Origin of the sequence: Blautia sp. BIOML-A1, from assembly GCF_009883055.1 — a bacterium.
GTDB lineage: Bacteria > Bacillota > Clostridia > Lachnospirales > Lachnospiraceae > Blautia_A.
The window spans coordinates 78214-99136 of sequence record NZ_WWVR01000007.1; the positions used below are offsets into that span (position 1 = coordinate 78214).

Sequence of the window (20923 nt, forward strand, 5' to 3'; positions counted from 1 at the left end):
CCCTCGTAAGTTTATTTGTTATCCGGAATTTTATTCTTCCGGATCTTTGACCGGCTCTGCCGGAACAAACACTCTGGAATGATTTTTTTCTGCTTTTTTCTGCTTCCTGGCTTCTTTCTGTGCCTCATCGCAGAATTCCATCTGAGAATTAACAAGGACCTTACCCCTCTTATCCTGCTTTTCGTAAGTTCCGTCAGGCTTAAGAAGGTGTGCCTTTACATTATCACGGAATTCCAGATCCAGGACGTGTTCGATTTCTTTTTTGATCTTTTCATCCTCTACAGGGAATACGATCTCCACACGACGGTCCAGATTTCGCGGCATCCAGTCCGCACTTCCCATATAAATCTCTTCCGTGCCGCCATTCTGGAAATAAAAGATCCTGCTGTGTTCCAGGAATTCTCCCACGATAGAGCGGACATGGATATTTTCACTGACTCCCGGAATTCCCACCTTCATACAGCAGATTCCACGAACCAGCAGATAAATCTGTACGCCACAGGAAGAAGCATGATACAGTGCCGCTATGATCGCCGGATCACACAGCGAATTCATCTTTGCGACAATACATGCCGGAATTCCCTGCTTTGCATGCTCTGCTTCTCTTTCGATCAGCTGAAGGAAACGGTTTTTCATCCAGATCGGAGCCACGATCAGACGATTCCAGCGTTTCGGTTCCGAATATCCGGAAAGCATATTAAACACTGCCGTCGCATCCTCTCCAAAACGCTCGTCGCAGGTAAAAATACCACAGTCTGTATACAGCTTCGCTGTAGAATCATTGTAGTTACCGGTCGCCAGATGCACATAGCGGCGGATGCCGGTTTCTTCTCTTCTGACAACCAGAGTGATCTTGCTGTGTGTCTTAAGCCCTACCAGACCGTAGATAACATGGCAGCCTGCTTTTTCCAGCATCTTCGCCCAGACAATGTTGTTCTCCTCATCAAATCTGGCCTTAAGTTCTACCAGAACTGAAACCTGCTTTCCGTTCTCTGCTGCCTGTGCAAGTGCCGCAATGATCGGCGAGTGTCCACTGACACGGTAAAGCGTCTGCTTGATCGCCAGAACTCCCGGATCCTTTGCTGCCTGACGTACAAAATCAACAACCGGATCAAAGCTCATATATGGATGATGAAGGAATACATCGCCCTCACGGATCACCTCAAAAATATCCTTGTCATTCTGAAACTGTGGTACCGGAGCCGGCGTATATTTCGGGCTCTTGTACTCGTCAAAGCCGTCCAGTCCATATACCTTCATCAGCATGGTAAGATCCAGAGGTCCGTTGATACTGTAAATATCCGCATCCCTGATCTCGAATTCCATCTTGAGGATATCAAGAAGACGCTTATCCATCTTTTCTTCTGCTTCCAGACGAATGACCTCTCCCCACTGACGTTTCTTAAGCTGTTTCTGGATCTCTACCAGAAGATCCTCTGCCTCATCCTCATCGATCGTAAGGTCTGCATTACGCATGATACGGTACGGATGTGCACATACAACGTCATTGCTCAGAAAAAGCTTTCCGATGTTGCGTTCAATGATCTCCTCCAGAAGAATCACGGTACGGTCTCCCTTCTTCACAGACGGGATCTCTACGATCCTCGGAAGCACAGACGGAACCTGTACCGTCGCAAATTCCAGTTCCTTTGTATGCTTCTTATTGTTTTTCTTCGCGATCAGCGCACCGATATTCAGTGTCTTATTGCGGATCAGAGGAAATGGTCTGGAAGAATCCATTGCCATAGGTGTCAGGACCGGATATACATTATCCTCAAAATACCGGTCAACGAATTCCTGCTGCTTCTGATTCAGGTTTTCATGCTCCGCGATAAGATGAAGCCCTGTCTTTTCAAGTGCCGGAAGAACCGAACGGTTAAAGGTATTGTACTGTACCTTCACCAGTTCATGTGTCTGTCTGCTGATCTCCTTGAGCTGTTCCTCTGAGGTCATTCCTGCAATATCCTTCTTCTTATAGCCTGCATGCACCTGGTCTTTCAGAGATGCAACACGAACCATAAAAAACTCATCCAGATTCGAAGAAGTGATGCTCAGAAATTTCAGTCTCTCAAACAGCGGAAGTGTTTTGTCCCGTGCCTCACTCAGAACTCTCTCATCAAATTTCAGCCAGCTCAGCTCTCTGTTTACATAGTATTCTGGTTTTTCAAATCTGCTTAAATCCATATTTTCCCTCCTCTACGCTCTGCGTCTGCGTTTCAGCACAAGATGTATTCCAAAGACTTCCTCAAAGAAGTTTACCTTATCCTTAAGAAGTCCAAGCTCCAGTGAAATGTCACGGCTGGAATCGATCATAACCTGCAGTTCTCTGTCTTTAAGCACGGCTTTGAGCCCCTGCACCTTCTGATAATGGCTTCGGTCCATGGCATTCGCAAGTCGAAGGATCGCGGTCAGTTTTGCCACCAGAAGATACCGTTCCTTATCAAGCCCCGGACCATCGTCATAATTTCCATAATAGACAAATTCCGTCGTGTTATATCTCACCGCACTGGCGATTACACGCCGCTCCTCTGTAGAAAGTCCGATGATCTCTGTTGCCATGATAATACGATAAGAGCATTCCGCAACATCACCCATGCTGATGTATTTTCCGCAGTCATGCAGCTGCACTGCGATCTGCAGAAGAAGCCGTTCCCTGCTTCCCATACCATGGACTTTCTTCATGCTGTCAAAGATCGCCAGTGCGATCTCTGTTGTACCCTGGATATGGTTTTTGCCGCTGGAATAACGTTTTGCAATATTTCTGGAAGCTACCAGAATATCATTTTCGAAGTTATGGACGCTCTTGATAAATTTTTTCTTCTCACCATAATCATAGGCAATTCCGTCAAGAAGCGAAACTCCGGGAACCCAGACAGCCTCCGCCTGAAAAATATCCAAAAAGTTTTTGCAGATGACCATCGTCGGAACGATCAGGGATGCATATTCCAGATCTACACCCATATCATCCGCCAGCGTCTGTTCCGTCTTGTTGAGTGTATCTTCATAGTATGTCCGGAATTCATCCATCGTAAGAATATGTTCGCCGTTATGTCCCTGAAGAATCGTATCTGTAAGAAAATCCCCCATCAGGATCACATTTTTGATCTCCCGTTCCTTCAGATACAGTCTCTGAAATGCAGTCAGGTCATTTCGGATAAACTCCAGGATCAGCTGGTCATAGTGTGTCGTAGCCTTTTCGAGTTCTTTGAGCCGTTCACGGATGCGCATGCTTCCCATCTTAAGGCTCTGCGTCGTTACAAGTGTGTCCTTGTCAAACAGAGACACCTGCAGTCCGCCTCCGCCCACGTCCAGGATCGCCGTTCCCTTCTGGATCATTTTTTTGAATCCGGCTTCCTTTGCCGCAATAGATTTGTAGCCAAGGAAATGCTGCTCTGCATTGCTGAGGATTTCAACCCGGATTCCGGTGCGGCAATAAATCTGTTCCTGTACGATCAGAGGATTTATCATCTCACGAAACGCACTGGTCGCACAGGCACGATAATCCGAAACTCCGAACTCCTTCATCATCTTGCTGAAATCGTTGAGGATCATACAGATAGAATCCACGATCTCCGGCTCAAGACGTCCTGATGAATAAGCTCCCTTTCCGATCTCCAGGCGATATCTCACATCGTTCAGCTGACGAAAACCAATCTTCTTTGACAGTTCAAAGATTTTCATGCTGACCTCATAGGATCCGATGTCAATCGCTGCAAATGTTGTTATTGCCATATCCCATACCCCTTCCTGCTTTTGTTATTTGGATTCCTCTTTTCCGAGAAGGTGATCAATAAACTGCTGTGCCGTTCTTCCGGTAAGACCTCCATGAGAGATTTCCCACTTTCCAGCCTCCAGAAGCAGCTGGTCTTCCGGCATCTGAATGCCATGACGGGCAGCCAGTGTCTTCACGATCGTGTGGAATTCTTTGCGGTCCGGTGCGCCAAAGTAAATACGAACACCAAAACGGTATACCAGAGAGAGTTTCTCCTGTACGGTATCAGAGGAATGAATATCATCATCTGCTCCGACCTCCAGCTTATCACCTGCTCTCTCCCGAACCAGATGACGGCGGTTACTGGTCGCATAGATCAGAATATTGTCCGGCTTTCTCTCCAGGCCTCCCTCGATTACTGCTTTCAGATATTTATATTCAATTTCAAATTCTTCGAAGGAAAGGTCATCCATATAAATAATAAATCTGTAATTACGGTCTTTGATCTGGGCGATCACCTGATTCAGATCCTGGAACTGATGCTTGTATACCTCGATGATACGAAGTCCCTCATCATAATACTGATTCAGGATTCCCTTGATGCTGGAAGACTTTCCTGTGCCGGCATCACCAAACAGAAGACAGTTGTTTGCTTTTCTTCCATGGACAAAAGCCTCCGTATTCTCGATCAGCTTCTGCTTCGGGATCTCATATCCTACAAGGTCATCCAGACGCACATGGGCAATCCTTGTGATCGGAACGATCTGTGCCTTTCCTTTCTCATCACGCTCAATACGGAAGGCCTTATGAAGTCCCAGCTTGCCTACACCAAAATCCTTATAGAACTGAACCATATCCTCCATAAATTCCTCTGTATCCTGTGCTGCCGCCAGAGTACAGCTCATCTCACAGATACGGTCGCGGATTCGTTTATTAAACATCTTTCCTGTATCCTGCGGTGCCTGGTAATTGCAGAGAATACTGCAGCAGGAAGTATGAAAAATCTTATCCAGCATGTTCAGATCAAAGTCATACAGTTCCTTAAAGATTGTAAAATCATGCCGTGCAAGCTCATTGATGCTGCCATCAATATGTCCGCGGATCTCACTTGCCGTGCTGAAAGCATTCTCATTATTTACAAGAAGCAGTGTCAGATAGTTGTGCCACAGATTCCCCGCAAATCCATAGGAGCCTGCAATCTCGATCAGACCATTGACACATTCATAAAAATCTTCTTCCATCTCCCTTGCATTTACGGCTGACTTCTCACAGGCATCCATAAGTGCTGTCATTTTGTCAAGGATTTCTCCATGTTCAAACTCTCTGTATAATACGCATTCTTTTATTCTGGTCATTTTTAAATTTCCTCCTGCTGTCCGTAATTGCCAAGTACGCGTACACCGATTGCCTCTGATTCAAGACCTCTGAGTGCATTTTTGACAGCCGGTTCGTCCAGATTTCCCTCGAAATCTACAAAAAAACGATATTTCCACTTCTGCCCCGGTATCGGTCTGGACTCAATCTTTGTCATACTCAGACTGTTATAAATAAAATGAGACAACATATGATACAAAGTACCGCTTGCATGAGGCAATTCAAAGCAAACGCTGATCTTTCCGGCATTTTTCTCATAGATTGGCTTGCTGCTGACAATAATAAAACGCGTCACATTCTGGTCATTATGACAGATATTTTCTGCAAGAACAGAAAGCCCGTAGAGATCACCTGCCGCACGGCTTGCGATCGCAGCCTGATTTCTCTTCTGCTCCTCCTTAACTCTCTTGGCAGAGGCAGCTGTGTTTTCTGTTTTGACGGTTTTCCAGGACGGATGATCCTCCAGATAATGTTTGCACTGTGCAAGTGCCTGCGGGTGAGAATAAACGGTATCGATCTCCTCCACAGAAACTCCCGGAAGTCCCAGGAGCACATGCTGTACTCTCACACCCTGCTCGCCCACAATATAAAGCTGATATTCTGTCAGAAGATCATAAATATCTGTTACAATCCCTTCTGTAGAATTCTCGATCGGAAGCACCGCATAATCGGCTTTTCCAAAAGCGACCTCTTCCATCGCCGCCCGAAAGGTTCTGACATGGTAGCTGTTGATCTCATCCGGAAAATATGCCCGCATGGCTGCATAGCTGTATGCGCCCTCCACGCCCTGAAAAACCACATTGACATTCTTAAGTGGAAGCTCATCTACCATTTCGTAGTTTTTCTCCATATCAATGCCATTCTTGGTCAGAAGCTGGTACTGACGCTTGCGGCTGATCGCCATGATCTGCTGAAACAGTTCCTGGGCGCCAAGGCTGTTAAAGCTTCCATGTGCCTGATTCTTCAGGACATCAAGCTTATCCTGCTCTCTCTTTGGATCCAGAACCTGTTTTCCTGTATGTATCTTGTATTCTGCAACATCCTCACAGACTTCCATTCGTTTCTCAAACAACCGTAAGATCTCTTTGTCGATGACATCGATCTCTTTGCGGCATTCCTGTAAATCTATCATTCGTTATTCCCTTCCGGTGACGATACCTCTGACACCTCTTTTCTTGTATTTACGATCCGGGTGATCTCCCCGATGAAAGACAGTGAACCAAAAGATAAGATCACATCGTCCTTCCCCGCCATCTCAAACAGTTCCTCTACTGCTCTTGGAATGTTTTTCTCTGCCCGGACATTTGCATTGTACGGACGGATCGCCTTGGCGAGTTCCTCCGCCGGAAGTGCTCTTGGATTATCCGGTGTCTCGATCGCAAGGATCTGCTCTGCGTAAGGACAGAGCTTTCTGATAATATACGGGTAGTCCTTATCCTTAAAAACTCCCATGATGAAGAACAGCCTGCGGTCTTTGAAATATTTTCTTACAGAGTCCTCAAGCATGTCTGCCGCTGCAGGATTGTGCGCACCATCCACGATAAACAACGGATCCTTATGGATAATGGTAAGTCTTCCGTTCCAGCGGGTTGCCCAAAGCCCCTCTTTGCGCTGTTCCAGAGTCGTATGATATCCTCTCTCATCCAGGATCCGAAGAGCCTCCAGTGCAAGAACTGCATTCTCCGTCTGGTAGGAGCCGGCAAGCGAAAGGGTATATTCCTCTCCTTTATAGCAGAAACGCTGTCCGGTAAAATCCGCCTCCAGAACCTCTGCTTCGGAGACATCTGCCACACAGACATCCGCGCCTGCCTCTGCCCCTGTCTTCTTTATAACCTCCAGAGCCTCCGTCTCCTGTCCGATCGTCACCACACTGCTTCCCGGTTTAATGATCCCGGCCTTTTTCTCAGCAATCTCGGAAATCGTATTTCCAAGGAAGGACTGATGATCCATACTGATCGGCACAAGCACTGCAAGCTCTGTTGTGGTGATCAGATTTGTGGCATCGGTGATACCGCCCATTCCGACCTCCAGAATGACCGGGTCACATTTTTCCTCTGCAAAAAACAAAAATGCCACCGCCGTTTCGATTTCAAATGGGGTGGGATGCGCAAGACCTTCTGCGGTCATTTCTTCAATCACTGCGGCAACCCTCGTCGTCTGCTCGGCAAACTTTTCCCTGCTGATCGGCTTTCCTTCTGTTTCGATCTTTTCACGATACGAATACACCGAAGGAGAGATATACCGTCCAACATGATATCCGGCTTTCATCAGCGTCGTATATAAATATGCGATCACAGATCCCTTGCCGTTGGTTCCTGCCACATGAATATATTTAAGCTGATCCTGAGGATTCCCAAGACGCTTCATGAGTTCCTTTATATTTGTAAGATCCAGGGCTCCGCCTGCGTACTGCTCCGCGTCTCTTATGTATGCCCTGCTTTGCTGATAATCCATCTTTTATGCTCCTGTTTCTTAAGTATATTCCGTCCCAGTAAGAGACGACTTTATTAAGTTAAACTATACCATCTGTGTATCGTTTTTTCAAGAGTCGTGCATACTATCTGTAACTAAAATTATTGTAAGTTACAAGGAGTTTTCTTTTATGAACCAGAATCTGGCAAACTTTCTTCTCTGCGGCTCTGTCGGATGGAATATGGAAATCTTGTGGACCGGATTTCATTCACTCTTATCCGGCCAGTGGACCCTGACGGGCAAAAGTTCTCTTCTCATGTTTCCGATCTACGGCTGCGCTGCCATTATCGCGCCTTTATATTCCCGGATATCTTCGCTCTCTTTTGTATACCGGGGAATCCTCTATATGACAGGATTTTATCTGATTGAATTCATAAGCGGCAGTTTTTTCAGGGCATTCGGCATCTGTCCCTGGGATTATTCAGCCGCCCGTTTTCAGTACAGAGGAATCATACGGCTGGACTATGCGCCTCTCTGGTTCGCCGCCGGACTTATTTTTGAAAAAATACTTGCGAAATCTGCTTGAAAAATCAATTCTACTAGTATATGATTGTGCAAGAGAGAAAATTTGTAAATTTTCCGTATCAAAGGGAGGTATTACATGAGACACTTAATGAGCCCGCTGGACTTTTCCAAAGAAGAACTTGATACTCTTCTGGATCTGGCCAGCGACATTGAAAAAAATCCGTCAAAATACGCGCACGTCTGCGATGATAAGCGACTTGCCACCTGTTTTTACGAACCAAGCACACGTACACGTTTAAGCTTTGAGGCAGCCATGATGAATCTTGGCGGCAAGGTTTTAGGTTTCTCCTCTGCCGGTTCAAGTTCCGCTTCCAAGGGCGAAAGTGTTGCCGACACCATCCGTGTCGTTTCCTGTTATGCTGATATCTGCGCTATGCGTCATCCGAAGGAAGGTGCTCCGCTCGTAGCTTCTATGGCTTCTTCTATTCCTGTTATCAACGCCGGTGACGGTGGTCATCAGCATCCTACTCAGACCCTCACTGACCTGCTTACCATCCGTTCCCTCAAGGGAAGACTTGACAACCTTACCATTGGTCTGTGCGGCGATCTGAAATTCGGACGTACTGTTCATTCTCTGATCGAAGCACTGGTGCTTCGTTATTCCAACGTGAAGTTCATTCTGATCTCACCTGAAGAACTCCGTGTGCCAAGCTACATCCGTGAGGATATTCTTGAGAAAAACAACGTTGAGTTCGAAGAAGTGGAACGTTTGGAAGATGCACTTCCGAAACTTGACATTCTCTACATGACACGTGTGCAGAAAGAGCGTTTCTTCAACGAGGAAGATTATGTCCGCATGAAGGATTTCTACATCCTCGACAAACAGAAAATGGAGCTTGCTCCGAAGGATATGTACATTCTTCATCCGCTTCCGCGTGTAAATGAAATTTCTGTTGAAGTAGATGATGATCCTCGTGCTGCATACTTCAGACAGGCACAGTATGGTGTTTATGTCCGTATGGCACTGATTCTTACATTACTGGAGGTGGAAGTATAATGTTAAATGTTGGAGCACTTCACGAAGGTTTCGTACTCGACCACATCAAGGCCGGCAAAGCTATGACCATCTATCATGATCTGAAGCTTGATAAGCTTGACTGCACCGTTGCCATCATCAAGAATGCCAAGAGCAACAAAATGGGTGTCAAGGACATCATCAAGGTAGAATGCCCTATCGAAAACCTTGACCTGGACATTCTCGGTTTCATCGATCACAACATCACCGTCAACATCATCAAGGACGAGAAGATCGTTGAAAAAAGAATCCTGAAGCTTCCAAAGCAGATCACAAATGTTATCAAATGCAAGAACCCTCGCTGCATCACTTCCATCGAGCAGGGTCTGGATCAGGTATTTATCCTTGCCGACCCGGAAAAAGAAGTTTACAGATGTAAATACTGCGAAGAGAAATATCGCGGCAAACGCAATAAATAATCCTGTCTTTTAATAATACTAAAAAGCGACCATACAGGAACTTGGATGTGTTCTTGGATGGTCGTTTTATTTTATCTGATATGTTTCTTTAGCCAGTCTATCAGAATCCCACTATATGGTTCTTTCATTTCACGCTGCTCCATATAATGGTCCAGAAGTTTTTGGTAATATCCCTTTGGAGCCGTTTTATTTGGATATTTCAGAGTAATATTTCTATGTAATGAACGAAGAGCCTGTAAACGGCATTCTTTCAACCTGCGAGCCTCGCAATTTAGGTTAAGTCTCACGTTTAAGTCTTCATCCACTTCCATATTGTCTGAATAAATCGTGCCATCTGAACGATATTTTATATCTGACAGTGTTGACCCATCCAGAACATTGATCTTCTTCATATTCTGCTGTACATCTTTCAAAGTGCCTCTTTTTGCATCACAGCTTTTGTCATCATTGGAATGTGCATCGCGGTTTCCCCAGCAGACTGCGACCATATTTTTATAATCCAGACGCTCTTTCTCTGTTGTAGCCGACTGTGGTGTACAATGTTCGATCGTTGTTTTGTGTTTGCCATCATCCGCATTGATTCTGCTCATACAGTATGCACAAAGATGTCCTTGTTCCAAAAGCAGACTTTTGATCACTTTCTTTTTTACATCAGCCGGCATGTCTGCATATGAAGCAAATTTTTGTTGTCTATACTCCAGAAGTTCTTTCGGTTCCGTTCCCTTTTTTATTTCTATCATATACTGTCATCCCTATCTTATATCTGCTCCAGTTCCAATTGTACACGCATTGCAGCAAGTTCAGGATCATCTCCCAAAAGTTCTTCCAGGTTGCTGAGAATTTCATCCGCCTGCATATAATCATGTAAATCTATTGCATGGTAAAAAGCATCAAACTGCTCCATAATATCGTTTGGTCGTTCTTTAACACGCATGATGGCACGTAAAATGCCATTTGCGTCCTTTCCATATGTTTCCATTGGTGCCGGTAACGCCTGATAATTTTCCAGAACAATCACCTGTTCTCTTAATACAGAATTGATCACTTCCGGTGCATGTGTACTTACAACAAATTGTACATTTGGAAAAATTTCTGTCAGATCCTTTAAAATTCGTTTTTGCCATGCGGGATGCAAATGAAGGTCCACTTCGTCAATCAGAATTATCCCATCTGTTTTTAAACAAACTTCTCCCAAAAACTGAGGATTTAATACAGCCATTCGATACGCAATATCTGCAACCAAACTGATCGTGCTCTTATACCCATCGCTTAATTGGTTTAACGGAATGCGCATACGCACTCCATATAGATCAGTATAAGCAACATCTATTTCTTTGGTTCCTATGTTGTATTGGATCTTAGAATCATTGGAACCTGTAATCCTGTTATAACACTGCTCCATAGCAGAAAAAACAGCTTCCAGTTCCGGCACAGGACCATAACCATTTTCCTGATTCTGGTATTTTTGCACTGTCATTTTCAAGAACCAGTTCATCATCAATTTAATGTTTGCAGTTCCACTCATACAATCAATGTATCCATTTGTTCTTGTATTTTTTTCAAAAATATCTGTCTGTTTTTCTCGATGATAATCCCACAATCTTCCAGTACCGTAATAAGCTATAACAGGCAGCACCAATGTGGTATCCCCTTTTTGAAGGCGTTTCTGATAATTTTCCGCAATCTCAAGTAATTGCCTGGCATCCTTTATTGTAGTTTTGCCCTTTGCAGTATTCAAAGTTCGTTCCCAATATATTTCCTGCTTTCCATCTATCTCGGCCCTCGCAGATATACGAACCGGATATTGTGGCTGCACATTATCTGTACTTCCAATTCTGTATGCCTTTAAATGAGCACTTTCTTTATTAATATTCATTGCTTTTGCACCATCAAAAGCAGTAAACATTGTGCTCATTGCAATTGCGATACTTTCCAACAGGGAGGTTTTTCCCGCACCATTTGCTCCAACGATCAACGTCATTTTCTTCTGCAATTCAATTTCGGCCTTTTCAAAACATTTAAAATTTTCCAGAGAAATTTTTTTCAGATACACCTTTTGCCTCCTGCATTTATTTTTTAAGAAGATACTTTATTATTTCTTCTTGTATCTATTCATTTTAACAAATCATCTCGACAAATACTACTCCCTGATAAAACTATAATAATTTTTATAAATTTTTCATATCAGTATTGTCTTGCTTTTTTATTTAATTTTATCCAAAAAGTCAAGAAAAAACGGCATAATCTACACTTCTGTAAATTATGCCGATGTTTATGGCCTTTATTCTTATTTCTGTGCGAGCCGGTCGATAAGCCGGGTTATGTCGTTGAGTGATCATCTATCTAGGCCAGCCGTTGCCAGCTGGCTCGAGCGACCCACCTGAAAGCACGACGGGCAGCCGTATCGCTTTCGTTTCGGTCTTGCTTCAAATGGAGTTTACATGTGCCCGTTCTGTTACCACAACGGCGGTAGTCTCTTACACTGCCTTTCCACCCTTACCTCCAAAGGAGGCGGTTTATTTCTGTTGCACTGGTCTGGGAGTCACCTCCACCGGACGTTATCCGGCATCCTGCCCTGTGAAGCCCGGACTTTCCTCGTCTGTACCCTTTCGTCTGTACAGCCGCGATCACCTGGCCTGCTCGCACGAATGCTATTCTAACACGAATCCCGCTTTAAGTAAAGTACTATAAATAAGTAAATTGAAAAATTATAACCGGCTGCTTTACTTAACCTTTACAGTCACTCTTTTATATACACCGTTGCTGGCAAGAATATATATGCTGCAGCTTCCCTTAGCCTTTGCCCGGATCACCCCGTTTTGGCTTACCGTTGCAACTTTGCTGTCGGTAGTGTAATAGCGGTAGGAACTTGGGTGGGAAAGCAGCTTCTTTTTACGGTTCTCACTTGTAAGCTGACACTTCAGCCTGAAGGTTTTGCCAGGTTTCAGGATAACTGTGGTCCTGTTTACTTTAATCGAAAAAGCATTTGTTGTACGTGCCTTTTTCATGGCAACATGCACTTCATTGGATTTGGCAATGTAGATTTTTCTGCCTTTCACCATTTTATAAGCAGCAACAAAATACTTATACTCACGGTTCGACTTCAGATTCTTATGTGTCATCGAAAGCTTTCCATTTTTAACCGTTCCGGCCTTTTTATAATTTATACTTCCGTTACAGTAGCACCAGAAAACATCATAACCGGCTGCACCAGGATACTTTCTCCAGGAAACGACAATGCTGTTCTTCTGTGCCTTGCCCGTTGCAAAAAATATCGGAAGTTTCAGGCGATAAACGTCCTTTCCGCTCAGTTTGGACTGATCGGCCTGCTCGATCGTGAAGATACCTTTCCTGAAAGTAATCCTGTAATTTGGATTAGAACCGGAAGCCTGAGAAACTGTGATCGGATAGATTCCCACCTTTTCACCGGCTTTTCGTCTTACTGTAATTCCTGATAAAGTGTCTTTTCCCACCAGACCTTTTGCCGTATAAGTAAGGACAGGATCTGCTTTACCGACAATTTTATTCTTATTGTCAGCAGTTACCGTGATATTTTTCGGAGCGACCGTTATGATCACTTCTCTGGAAACAGCGAGATAATTCTGGCTCTCATCCATGGAAACTGTGATCTTCGCTGTTCCTGCATTTCTGATCGTCACGGTTCCATCTTTGCTTACTGTGGCAACCTCTTTATTATCACTTGCAAACTGGATGCCGGATTCTGTATCTCCTGCCTTCGCTGTGATCTTAAATGCCGGATCTCCGTAAGTTACCTTGTAAGAAATCTTATCTACCACAAGACTGTGTTCGATTTTTCTGACCGTTATGGTGACTTCTTTCTGATCTGCTGTATAGTTTGCAGTCTCTGCAAGGGAAACGGTCAGGGTTGCGGTGCCGGCTCCAACGATCGTTACCACACCGTTTTTGTCCACTGTCACAACCTTGTCGTCGCTGCTTGCATAAGTTTTCACGCCATTACCTTTGTTGCTTACTTCCAGCTTAAAGGATTCTTCTCCATATTTTTTATCTTTGACTGCGGATACGCTGAGTGCCGGATACGCCTTTGCCACAATAAATGCTGCAGAGGCACCCTCTGTTTTCAGGCTGTAATTCTTATCTTTGATCGTTGCTGTCACGGTATAGATTCCTGCAAGAGATGGCACCTTCGTTCCATTTACCTCTGTTCCGTCGTTTGCCCTGCCTGTGTATGTCAGGGTAATCTCCGGGTTATCTTTTCCCACCAGTCCGTCCAGAGCTGCCACTGCCGGGACAATGATTTCTCCATAGATCCCGCCGTTCGGTGCGATCTTCGCACTGATCTCTTTCGGAACAACCGCCACTGTCACTTCTCTGGAAACTGCGAGGTAATTCTGGCTCTCATCCATGGAAACTGTGATCTTCGCTGTTCCTGTATTTCCGATGTTTACAGTTCCATCTTTGCTTACTGTGGCAACCTCTTTATTATCACTTACAAACTGGATACCGGATTCTTTATCTCCTGCCTTCGCTGTGATCTTAAATGCCGGATCTCCATAAGTTACCTTGTAAGAAATCTTATCTACCACAAGGCTGTGTTCGATCTTTCCGACAGCTACAGTGACTTCTTTCTGATCTGCTGTATAGTTTGCACTCTCTGCAAGGGAAACGGTCAGCGTTGCTGTGCCAGTTCCAATGATCGTTACCACACCGTTATTGTCCACCGTTACAACCTTGTCGTCACTGCTTACATAAGATTTCACGCCATCGCCTTTGTTGCTCACTTCCAGCTTAAAGGCTTCTTCTCCATATTTTTTGTCTTTGACTGCGGATACGCTCAACTGTGGATCTGCTCTCTTTATTGTAAATTCAGCAGAGCTGCCGTCTTCTTTCAGACTGTAATTGCCATCTTTGACGGAAGCAGTCACTGTGTAGGTTCCGGCTTTGGATGGCACTTTCCCGTCTGCTGCGGTACCATCGTTTGCTTTGCCTGCATATGTCAGAATGATCTCCGGATCATCCTCTCCCACCAGTCCGTTCAGAACCGCGGTCGCAGGAGTGATCGTTCCTTCATATATCCCGCCGTTTGGTGTGATCTTAACTGTGATCTCTTTCGGGCTGATATCTGCTGTGGTACTTGTCTGCTGCCCGTTATCTGCCAGGATATAATCCCCTGCCGATCCGCCGCCCAGCACAGGCTTTGTGATCGTAACAGTTTTTCCATTGGCTGCATTGCTGTCTGCAAAAGTACCTTCTGCACTTACTGTAAGGCTGTCACCTTTCACTGCTCCTGCAAACACGGCTTTGCTGTAATCCAGTTCCGCATCCGCTGTTCCGTCATATACCTTGCCTTTTGCAGTGATTCCGGAGATCACAACTTCCCGCTGCCGGATCGTATAAGCCTTCGTATCGGAAGCAGCGGTAAAATCACCATTTTCGGATACACTGACCCTGACTTCATAAGTTCCTGCGTGTATCGGGGCTTCTGTCTGCCAGGTTTCATTTACGTTGTATTCAACTTTGATATTGGCATTGCTGTTTGTTGTATATGCCAGATCTGCCGGCTGTCCGTCGTATTCCTTATCCAGCGTACCTGTGATTTTTACATTTGCTGTCTGACGGCTGACATTTACTGCGATCTGACTGTCGGCAGGTTTGTCACCGCCTTTGTATTCTGTCACGCCCTGCGGATAATATGCAACTGTCAGTTTATAAGTGCCTGCTTCCAGAGTATCCAGATACTCTCCGCTGAATGTGATCCTGTCTGCGGAAACTGTATAATCCTTTCCCTCTGTCAGAGTGGTTTCTCCGTTTCTTACAGACGCTATGGTGTTTCCATTCAATTTCACTTTCGCGTCCACGGAAGCTTTGGTTGTCCTTGTGTAGTCGATGGAAGAATCCACAACTACAGAATCTTTAAATACAACTACCCCATCAGAATTGATGATCGTCTGGTTTCCTGCCTTGTCTGTAACACGGGCATAGACCACATACCTGCCGCTTTCTGTCAGGGAAAGTTTCTCCTCTGCATTCCATGGAAGCCATGTGCCGTTTGCATCATAGGATTCCTCCGCACTGACCGCCTGATATTCTACAGAAGCAATTCCACTGGCACTATCTGCACCTGTGATGTCAACAGAAACATTATCCCTGAACCAGTAACCATAAGTAATATCCTTCAGGGAACTGTCAAATGTATTTTCCCCGATCCGGATACTGCCTGACGGCATTCCGGTGTCAATTTTGAATGTTACTGTTTTTTTATCGGTAACGGCACCTGTTGCAGTCTCTTTCAGATAATATCCTGCAGACTGTTCTCCCTGATCCGTGTAATCCCCAAGCGAATCCTTCCAGTCTGTTTTGTCCGTCGATATCTGGTATCCACTGTCCGGTACAAGTTTCACAGGACTTATGTACCAGTCATTGTTACCTTTTGTTCCGGAAACCTGCGCGGCCACTGAAGTCTGCAGATAGCTGATGCTCCAGTTCTGGGAAACACCCGTGGCACCGGTAAGTGTATAGTTATCATTTCCAAGGTCTGTTACCGTTGCCGTATAGCTGTTGCCTGCTTTTGTCTGTGTATTGCCTTCATAGGCAATTGCAAAAGAATCGCCCTCCAGTGCATTCGCAACCGTCGCCGATACGCTCTGCTCACTTCCCGTATAAATCAGATCTGTTTTCGACCAGGTTAAGTCTGCCGGAAGTGGTGCGATCTTGAAGGAAGTTTCCGCTTCTGCCCCTGCATAGTTTCCATTCTCCGGCACAACCGCTTTCACATAGTAAGTACCTGCATTCTTTGGTACTCCTCCATTTGTGGCTGCACCATCTGCTGCGGTCGTCATATCTGTACAGCTGCCATCTGTGTAGTACGTACAGGTAAAACCGGAGGCATCATAAGAAGCTGTAATGTCACTTTCACCTGACTTAACTGTTATGCTTGGTGTGTTCGCCTTCTGTCCATAGATCCAGTCATCCATAGTCACTGTCGGATCAATTTCCATTTTTTTAATCTTAAAATCAGCACTTATGGTCTGGCCGCCAAGCGTGACTTTTACCGTATATTGTCCTAAATTTACCGGTGCAGCTCCCTCACTCGCAGCACCGCTGTTGCTGCTGTTGGTCTTCGTGCCGTCTTTCAGATAATATACGATGCTCGCTTCATCACCTGTCTGACAGGTAATGTCATTTGTCACGGTCGCTCCGGTATAAGTATTGCCGGAATAATATGCATCAGCTGCTGCCAGGGTTAAATTTAATTTACCTGGATTAAATTCACAATCTGTCTTCGCCGTACATGTTGCAATGATTTTATCCGCACTTGTTGAATAACTCCATGAATGAACATGATCACTTGCATACAGATACTTTTCAGTTGTATCATAATTTACTGAATGAGGATTACGATCTTCATCTATAAAAGTAATCCTTGTGCGCATCTCCGGAGATGTTCCTGGCATTGTAATTATATATGGGTATCCAAACCAATAAGTTTGATGAACACTTGCAGTTCCTTTGAAGTCATCTTGTATGATAAGTTTTTTTCGCTGCTTGGCACCAAAGCAATATCGCTATCATTATTTTCAAAGGTTACATTTCCAATCGTAAGTGGTCCATTTTGCTCTATGCCATATATAATTCCTGCTCCAGTTTTAAAATTTGAGATTTTTCCGCCAACAATTTTTGCTACGTCCGGATCAAATATGCCAACTCCTGTACCTTCTGATGATGTAATGGTTCCACCATACATATTGACGGTTCCTCCCTCAACCACCGCAGCCCTGGCACCTCCATTATCCAGAGTCGTTCCATCCTGAATATTTAGTGTCCCGTCAAAATTGTCTACTATTCTAACCCTTTCCTTCTTCGCTGGCACAACATCCGTTACTTTAATTTTAACATTTTTAAGATTAATAATTCCATCATTACAAATTATGTTTAAACTACCGGACTCTCCTTTGGACCGTCCTTCATAAATGCCACCTTCAAAAGTAACGGTTGCATTTTTATTATCTAAAAGAGCGATCCTTTTCATAGTCACCTTATAATTTTGATTATTCATAATTTTTAATTCTTTGCAGGCATTTTTCACAGTAATAAAAGGGTCCCTCTCTACAATAATTTCCCCCGCAATCTCCAGAGTAACTTCCTCTGCAGTATTAATACTGATTGAATTCGTATACGTTCCTCCCTGTACCGTATACATTCCTCCAGAAGTGATCGTTACATCTTCCCCCGGTGAAATCGTATTCGCAGCCGCTGTTCCCACTGCCATCTCACTGCCGCTGCTAAAAAGAGCAACTCCATCCGTAAAGTCTTCTTCCACTTCCACGGCATCCTCAGTATCATCTTCGTCCTGGGATTCTGAAAGATCCTGGATCTCCACTTCTCCACTTTCCTCAATATCCTCTGTCTCAGGTTCTTCTGCAGGTTCTTCTGCAGCTTCAAAGATCACATCCTCATTGTCTTCGCCGTCTTCGAATTCCTGCATTTCCACATCAGCCGCCCAGATGAGGGATTCCGGTACCACAGATGTGATCAGCACTGTTCCGGTCAGGATCGCTGAAAGCAGTTTCCGGCTCTTTTTCACTAATTCATTTTTCTTCATTTTGTTCCTCCTTCCACATTTTATATTTTATGAAAATATTATACTTTACAGAACAAAATTAGGCAATGCCCATCAGAAGCCAAAAAAGTGCCTTTTTTTCTGAAAAAAGTATTACGGCGGTCGCAATTGACCGCCGTATGTATCTTTGTCTGTTATTTATTTACAAAAGGTTTCAGCTCTTCGCGCTTTTCCACACCCAGTGTCTGAAAAATGCGGGAGAGATAATGTTTGATCGTATTGACTGACATGGACAGATGGTCTGCGATCTCCCGGTTGCTCCAGCCTTTGCTTGCAAGCATGGCTATGGAAAATTCCATAGGTGTCAGCTTATCTGTAACAGAGCTCTGAAGCTGTGGATTATGAATATCCATCCAGCCGCGGCTGAAAGCAATGACTGCCTGTGAAAGCCGTTTGTAATTTTCCGGTTCTGTTGGTTTGATACAGGCTTCGATCTGGCCAAGCATCAGTCCGTGGTGCTCGATGAACGGTTCCAGAAATCCATCCGGTTTCGCCATGTTCCATGCTTTCATCAGGATTTCACTGGCCTCCTCGTGTTTCTTCTGGTTATTCAGGCACATGATGATCACGCAGTAGAGATATTCCATAGCAATGGGATAACAGCCATCAAGCATCAGAAAAACTGACTGACATAATCCCAGTGCCCGCTCATATTCTTCATTCAGATAAGCATTGTGTGCGAGGATATAGATTGCATAAGCACGAATACCCGCCGGCAGGTACGGCAGAAAATCCTTGAGAGGTGGAAGTCCGTCTGCCGGAAGATGCATCAGAACCGTTGCCAGATAGCCGGCAAAAACACAGGAAGCCATAACTTCTTCTGATGCAGAGTTTTCTTCTGCAAGACGAAGGCATTCCTGGATGTTTCGAAATCCCATTCTGGAAGCAGATGGATTTCCCAGCGTAAGATTGGAAAAAGAATACAAAAGTCCTGCGGACAGGCGCAGGCAGAGATCTTTGTCCTGCAGATAAAGCTCCGTAATGTTTCTGCATTCCTGCGCGCGTCCTGAAAAATAATATAACTCCGCCTGTGCGATCTGCCGTTGATCCGGATCCTGAAAAGCATCCACAGTAGCCTGTGCCTGTCCGGGAGCAAAGGAACTGTTTATCAAAGGCATAAGATGAGCGGAAAAAGAATCACACATCAAAACAGCTCCCCCCTACAAACTCCCGAAGAAGAGAATTCCGCGGGATATCGTCGCTCGGTACTGCGACAAAATAATCCAGGAATTTGAGAAGGCGTTTCGCTTCCAGATACTCCGGCTCGTCCTTGCCGATCCCGAACAGAAGCGGCTCTGCATAAAGCTTCAGGCAGGCGAGTTCATAGACAAGTGCGGAGTTAAACATCACATCTGCCTCTTCCTGATACGGGAAGATGTTTGCTTCCTCTCCTCTTCTTACCGACGGCCATCTGGCGATCGTTTCCTTTGCACTCGTTCCACGCGTTCTCGCATCACGCACGATCCTTCGGATCAGTCTGCCATCCGTGGTCGGAATACGGTTGTGTCTGTCGACATTCAGCTGTGTCAGTGCGCTGATATAGATCTTGAATTTGCTTTCTTTCGGGAGGGAATGGCTCAGTTTGTCGTTAAGCCCGTGGATTCCCTCGATAACGAGGACATCGTCTTTCCCAAGCTTAAGGAAATCTCCCCGGTATTCCCTGTGGCCTGTCACAAAGTTAAATACCGGAAGTTCAATGCGTTCTCCACGGAGAAGTGCCAGCATATCTTCGTTGAATTTCTCCACGTCCAGGGCTTCCAGGCATTCATAATTCCTCTCACCGTATTCATCCAGAGGTGTATCTTCTCTGTTCTTGAAATAGTTGTCTACAGCGATCGGATGCGGCTTCATGCCATGTGCTGTGAGCTGGATCGACAGACGATGCGAAAAGCTGGTCTTTCCTGATGAAGACGGACCTGCGATCATGATGAATTTCCTGCTTCCATCTGCTACGATCTGCTGTGCGATCCTGGAAATCCTGGCCTCCTGAAGTGCTTCCTGGACCAGAAGGATGTTCCGCACCCCTTCTCTGGTGATCCGGTCATTCAGATCACCAACGTAGGAGATATCCATCTTTTCTGCCCATTCCTGGGATTCCTTCTGTACCCTGAATATTTTTTCCTCCGGGGCAAACGGCGGAATCGTAAATGGATCACTGCGCTCTGGCAGTTCCAACACAAATCCCTCATCATAAAGCTTCAGGTCAAAATACTTCACATATCCTGTATGATCTGCCATATATCCATAGAAATAATCTTCATAATTCTCGATGTTGTAGATATTTACCCTGGAAACACGGCGGTAACGGAAGAGTTTTTCCTTATCATACATATGATGCTGATGAAACAATGCAATCGCGTCAGCTGTACTGACAGATTTCTTGCCGATCGGCAGGCATGCATCCGCGATTCTGTGCATCTCTTCTCTTATCTGATCCAGAAATCCCTGATTCAGACCCGGGAATCCGTTTATTGTAAAATAATATCCTGATCCGACAGAATAATGGATTTCCACCTTCTCCACAGTTTCCTTACCTGCCACATCATAAATCGCCTTAAGGAGCACCAGGCAGGCACTTCTTTTGTAGGTGGAAAATCCTATATGATCTCTGATCGTCACAAATCTCACAGTACAGTCACGCTTTACCTTCTTGTGAAGCTCCCGGAGCCTTCCGTCTGCTGTAACCAGTATGATCGGAAACTCTGTATCTTTCTGATATTCATCGACAATATCCCTGTAGGAAGTCCCACAGGGATATTCTTTTATATCACCATTGACAGTTACTTTTGCCATTTTTTGTTCCATAA

Annotated in this window: 14 protein-coding genes and 1 other RNA gene; 3 read left to right on the top strand and 12 right to left on the bottom strand. The window is 44.9% G+C overall.

From position 1 onward, the window contains the following. Window positions 1-30: 30 nt before the first annotated feature. The 5 genes from GT674_RS05285 to GT674_RS05305 are packed head-to-tail and all read right to left on the bottom strand — an operon-like array spanning window position 31 to window position 7540. Complete coding sequence (locus tag GT674_RS05285) at window positions 31-2184, bottom strand: RNA degradosome polyphosphate kinase (protein WP_161284760.1); 2154 nt, start codon at window positions 2182-2184, stop codon at window positions 31-33. A gap of 12 nt (window positions 2185-2196) precedes the next feature. Continuing rightward, entirely contained in the window at window positions 2197-3732 is a 1536-nt protein-coding gene (locus tag GT674_RS05290; RefSeq protein ID WP_161284761.1) for a Ppx/GppA phosphatase family protein, read from the bottom strand. A gap of 24 nt (window positions 3733-3756) precedes the next feature. Further along, window positions 3757-5067, bottom strand: coding sequence for an ATP-binding protein (locus GT674_RS05295; RefSeq protein ID WP_161284762.1), 1311 nt, complete (start codon window positions 5065-5067; stop codon window positions 3757-3759). 2 nt (window positions 5068-5069) lie between these two features. Beyond that, on the bottom strand, window positions 5070-6218 hold the full coding sequence (gene pheA, locus GT674_RS05300) for a prephenate dehydratase (RefSeq protein ID WP_161284763.1): 1149 nt from the start codon (window positions 6216-6218) through the stop codon (window positions 5070-5072). Beyond that, window positions 6215-7540 (bottom strand): bifunctional folylpolyglutamate synthase/dihydrofolate synthase, encoded by a 1326-nt coding sequence (locus GT674_RS05305; protein WP_161284764.1) that lies wholly within the window; start codon window positions 7538-7540, stop codon window positions 6215-6217. The genes pheA and GT674_RS05305 overlap by 4 nt, the downstream gene beginning before the upstream one ends. 148 nt (window positions 7541-7688) lie before the next feature. Here GT674_RS05305 and GT674_RS05310 point away from each other — a divergent pair, with 148 nt between their 5' ends. The 3 genes from GT674_RS05310 (at window position 7689) to GT674_RS05320 (ending at window position 9517) form a co-directional block, all read left to right on the top strand. Continuing rightward, window positions 7689-8084: a putative ABC transporter permease gene (locus tag GT674_RS05310; RefSeq protein WP_161284765.1), complete on the top strand. Its 396-nt coding sequence runs from the start codon at window positions 7689-7691 to the stop codon at window positions 8082-8084. Window positions 8085-8159: 75 nt separating this feature from the next. Next, window positions 8160-9080: an aspartate carbamoyltransferase gene (gene pyrB, locus GT674_RS05315; protein WP_161284766.1), complete on the top strand. Its 921-nt coding sequence runs from the start codon at window positions 8160-8162 to the stop codon at window positions 9078-9080. Then, a complete protein-coding gene (locus GT674_RS05320; RefSeq protein WP_005425617.1) occupies window positions 9080-9517 on the top strand; it encodes an aspartate carbamoyltransferase regulatory subunit in 438 nt (145 codons plus the stop codon). Before pyrB ends, GT674_RS05320 begins: the two co-directional genes overlap by 1 nt. A 71-nt stretch (window positions 9518-9588) precedes the next feature. Here GT674_RS05320 and GT674_RS05325 read toward each other — a convergent pair whose 3' ends face one another. The 7 genes from GT674_RS05325 to GT674_RS05355 form a co-directional block, all read right to left on the bottom strand. Continuing rightward, window positions 9589-10257: a hypothetical protein gene (locus GT674_RS05325; RefSeq protein ID WP_161284767.1), complete on the bottom strand. Its 669-nt coding sequence runs from the start codon at window positions 10255-10257 to the stop codon at window positions 9589-9591. Window positions 10258-10274: 17 nt separating this feature from the next. After that, window positions 10275-11570: an AAA family ATPase gene (locus GT674_RS05330; RefSeq protein WP_161284768.1), complete on the bottom strand. Its 1296-nt coding sequence runs from the start codon at window positions 11568-11570 to the stop codon at window positions 10275-10277. A gap of 241 nt (window positions 11571-11811) precedes the next feature. After that, window positions 11812-12160: RNase P RNA component class A (gene rnpB, locus GT674_RS05335), an RNA gene on the bottom strand. A gap of 80 nt (window positions 12161-12240) precedes the next feature. Next, entirely contained in the window at window positions 12241-16929 is a 4689-nt protein-coding gene (locus GT674_RS05340) for an MBG domain-containing protein (RefSeq protein ID WP_161284769.1), read from the bottom strand. A 26-nt stretch (window positions 16930-16955) separates the two neighbouring features. Beyond that, window positions 16956-18098: a hypothetical protein gene (locus GT674_RS05345; RefSeq protein WP_161284770.1), complete on the bottom strand. Its 1143-nt coding sequence runs from the start codon at window positions 18096-18098 to the stop codon at window positions 16956-16958. A gap of 152 nt (window positions 18099-18250) precedes the next feature. Continuing rightward, window positions 18251-19261 (bottom strand): response regulator transcription factor, encoded by a 1011-nt coding sequence (locus tag GT674_RS05350; RefSeq protein ID WP_161284771.1) that lies wholly within the window; start codon window positions 19259-19261, stop codon window positions 18251-18253. Further along, on the bottom strand, window positions 19254-20921 hold the full coding sequence (locus GT674_RS05355; RefSeq protein WP_161284772.1) for a nucleoside kinase: 1668 nt from the start codon (window positions 20919-20921) through the stop codon (window positions 19254-19256). Before GT674_RS05355 ends, GT674_RS05350 begins: the two co-directional genes overlap by 8 nt. Between the last annotated feature and the right edge of the window lie 2 nt (window positions 20922-20923).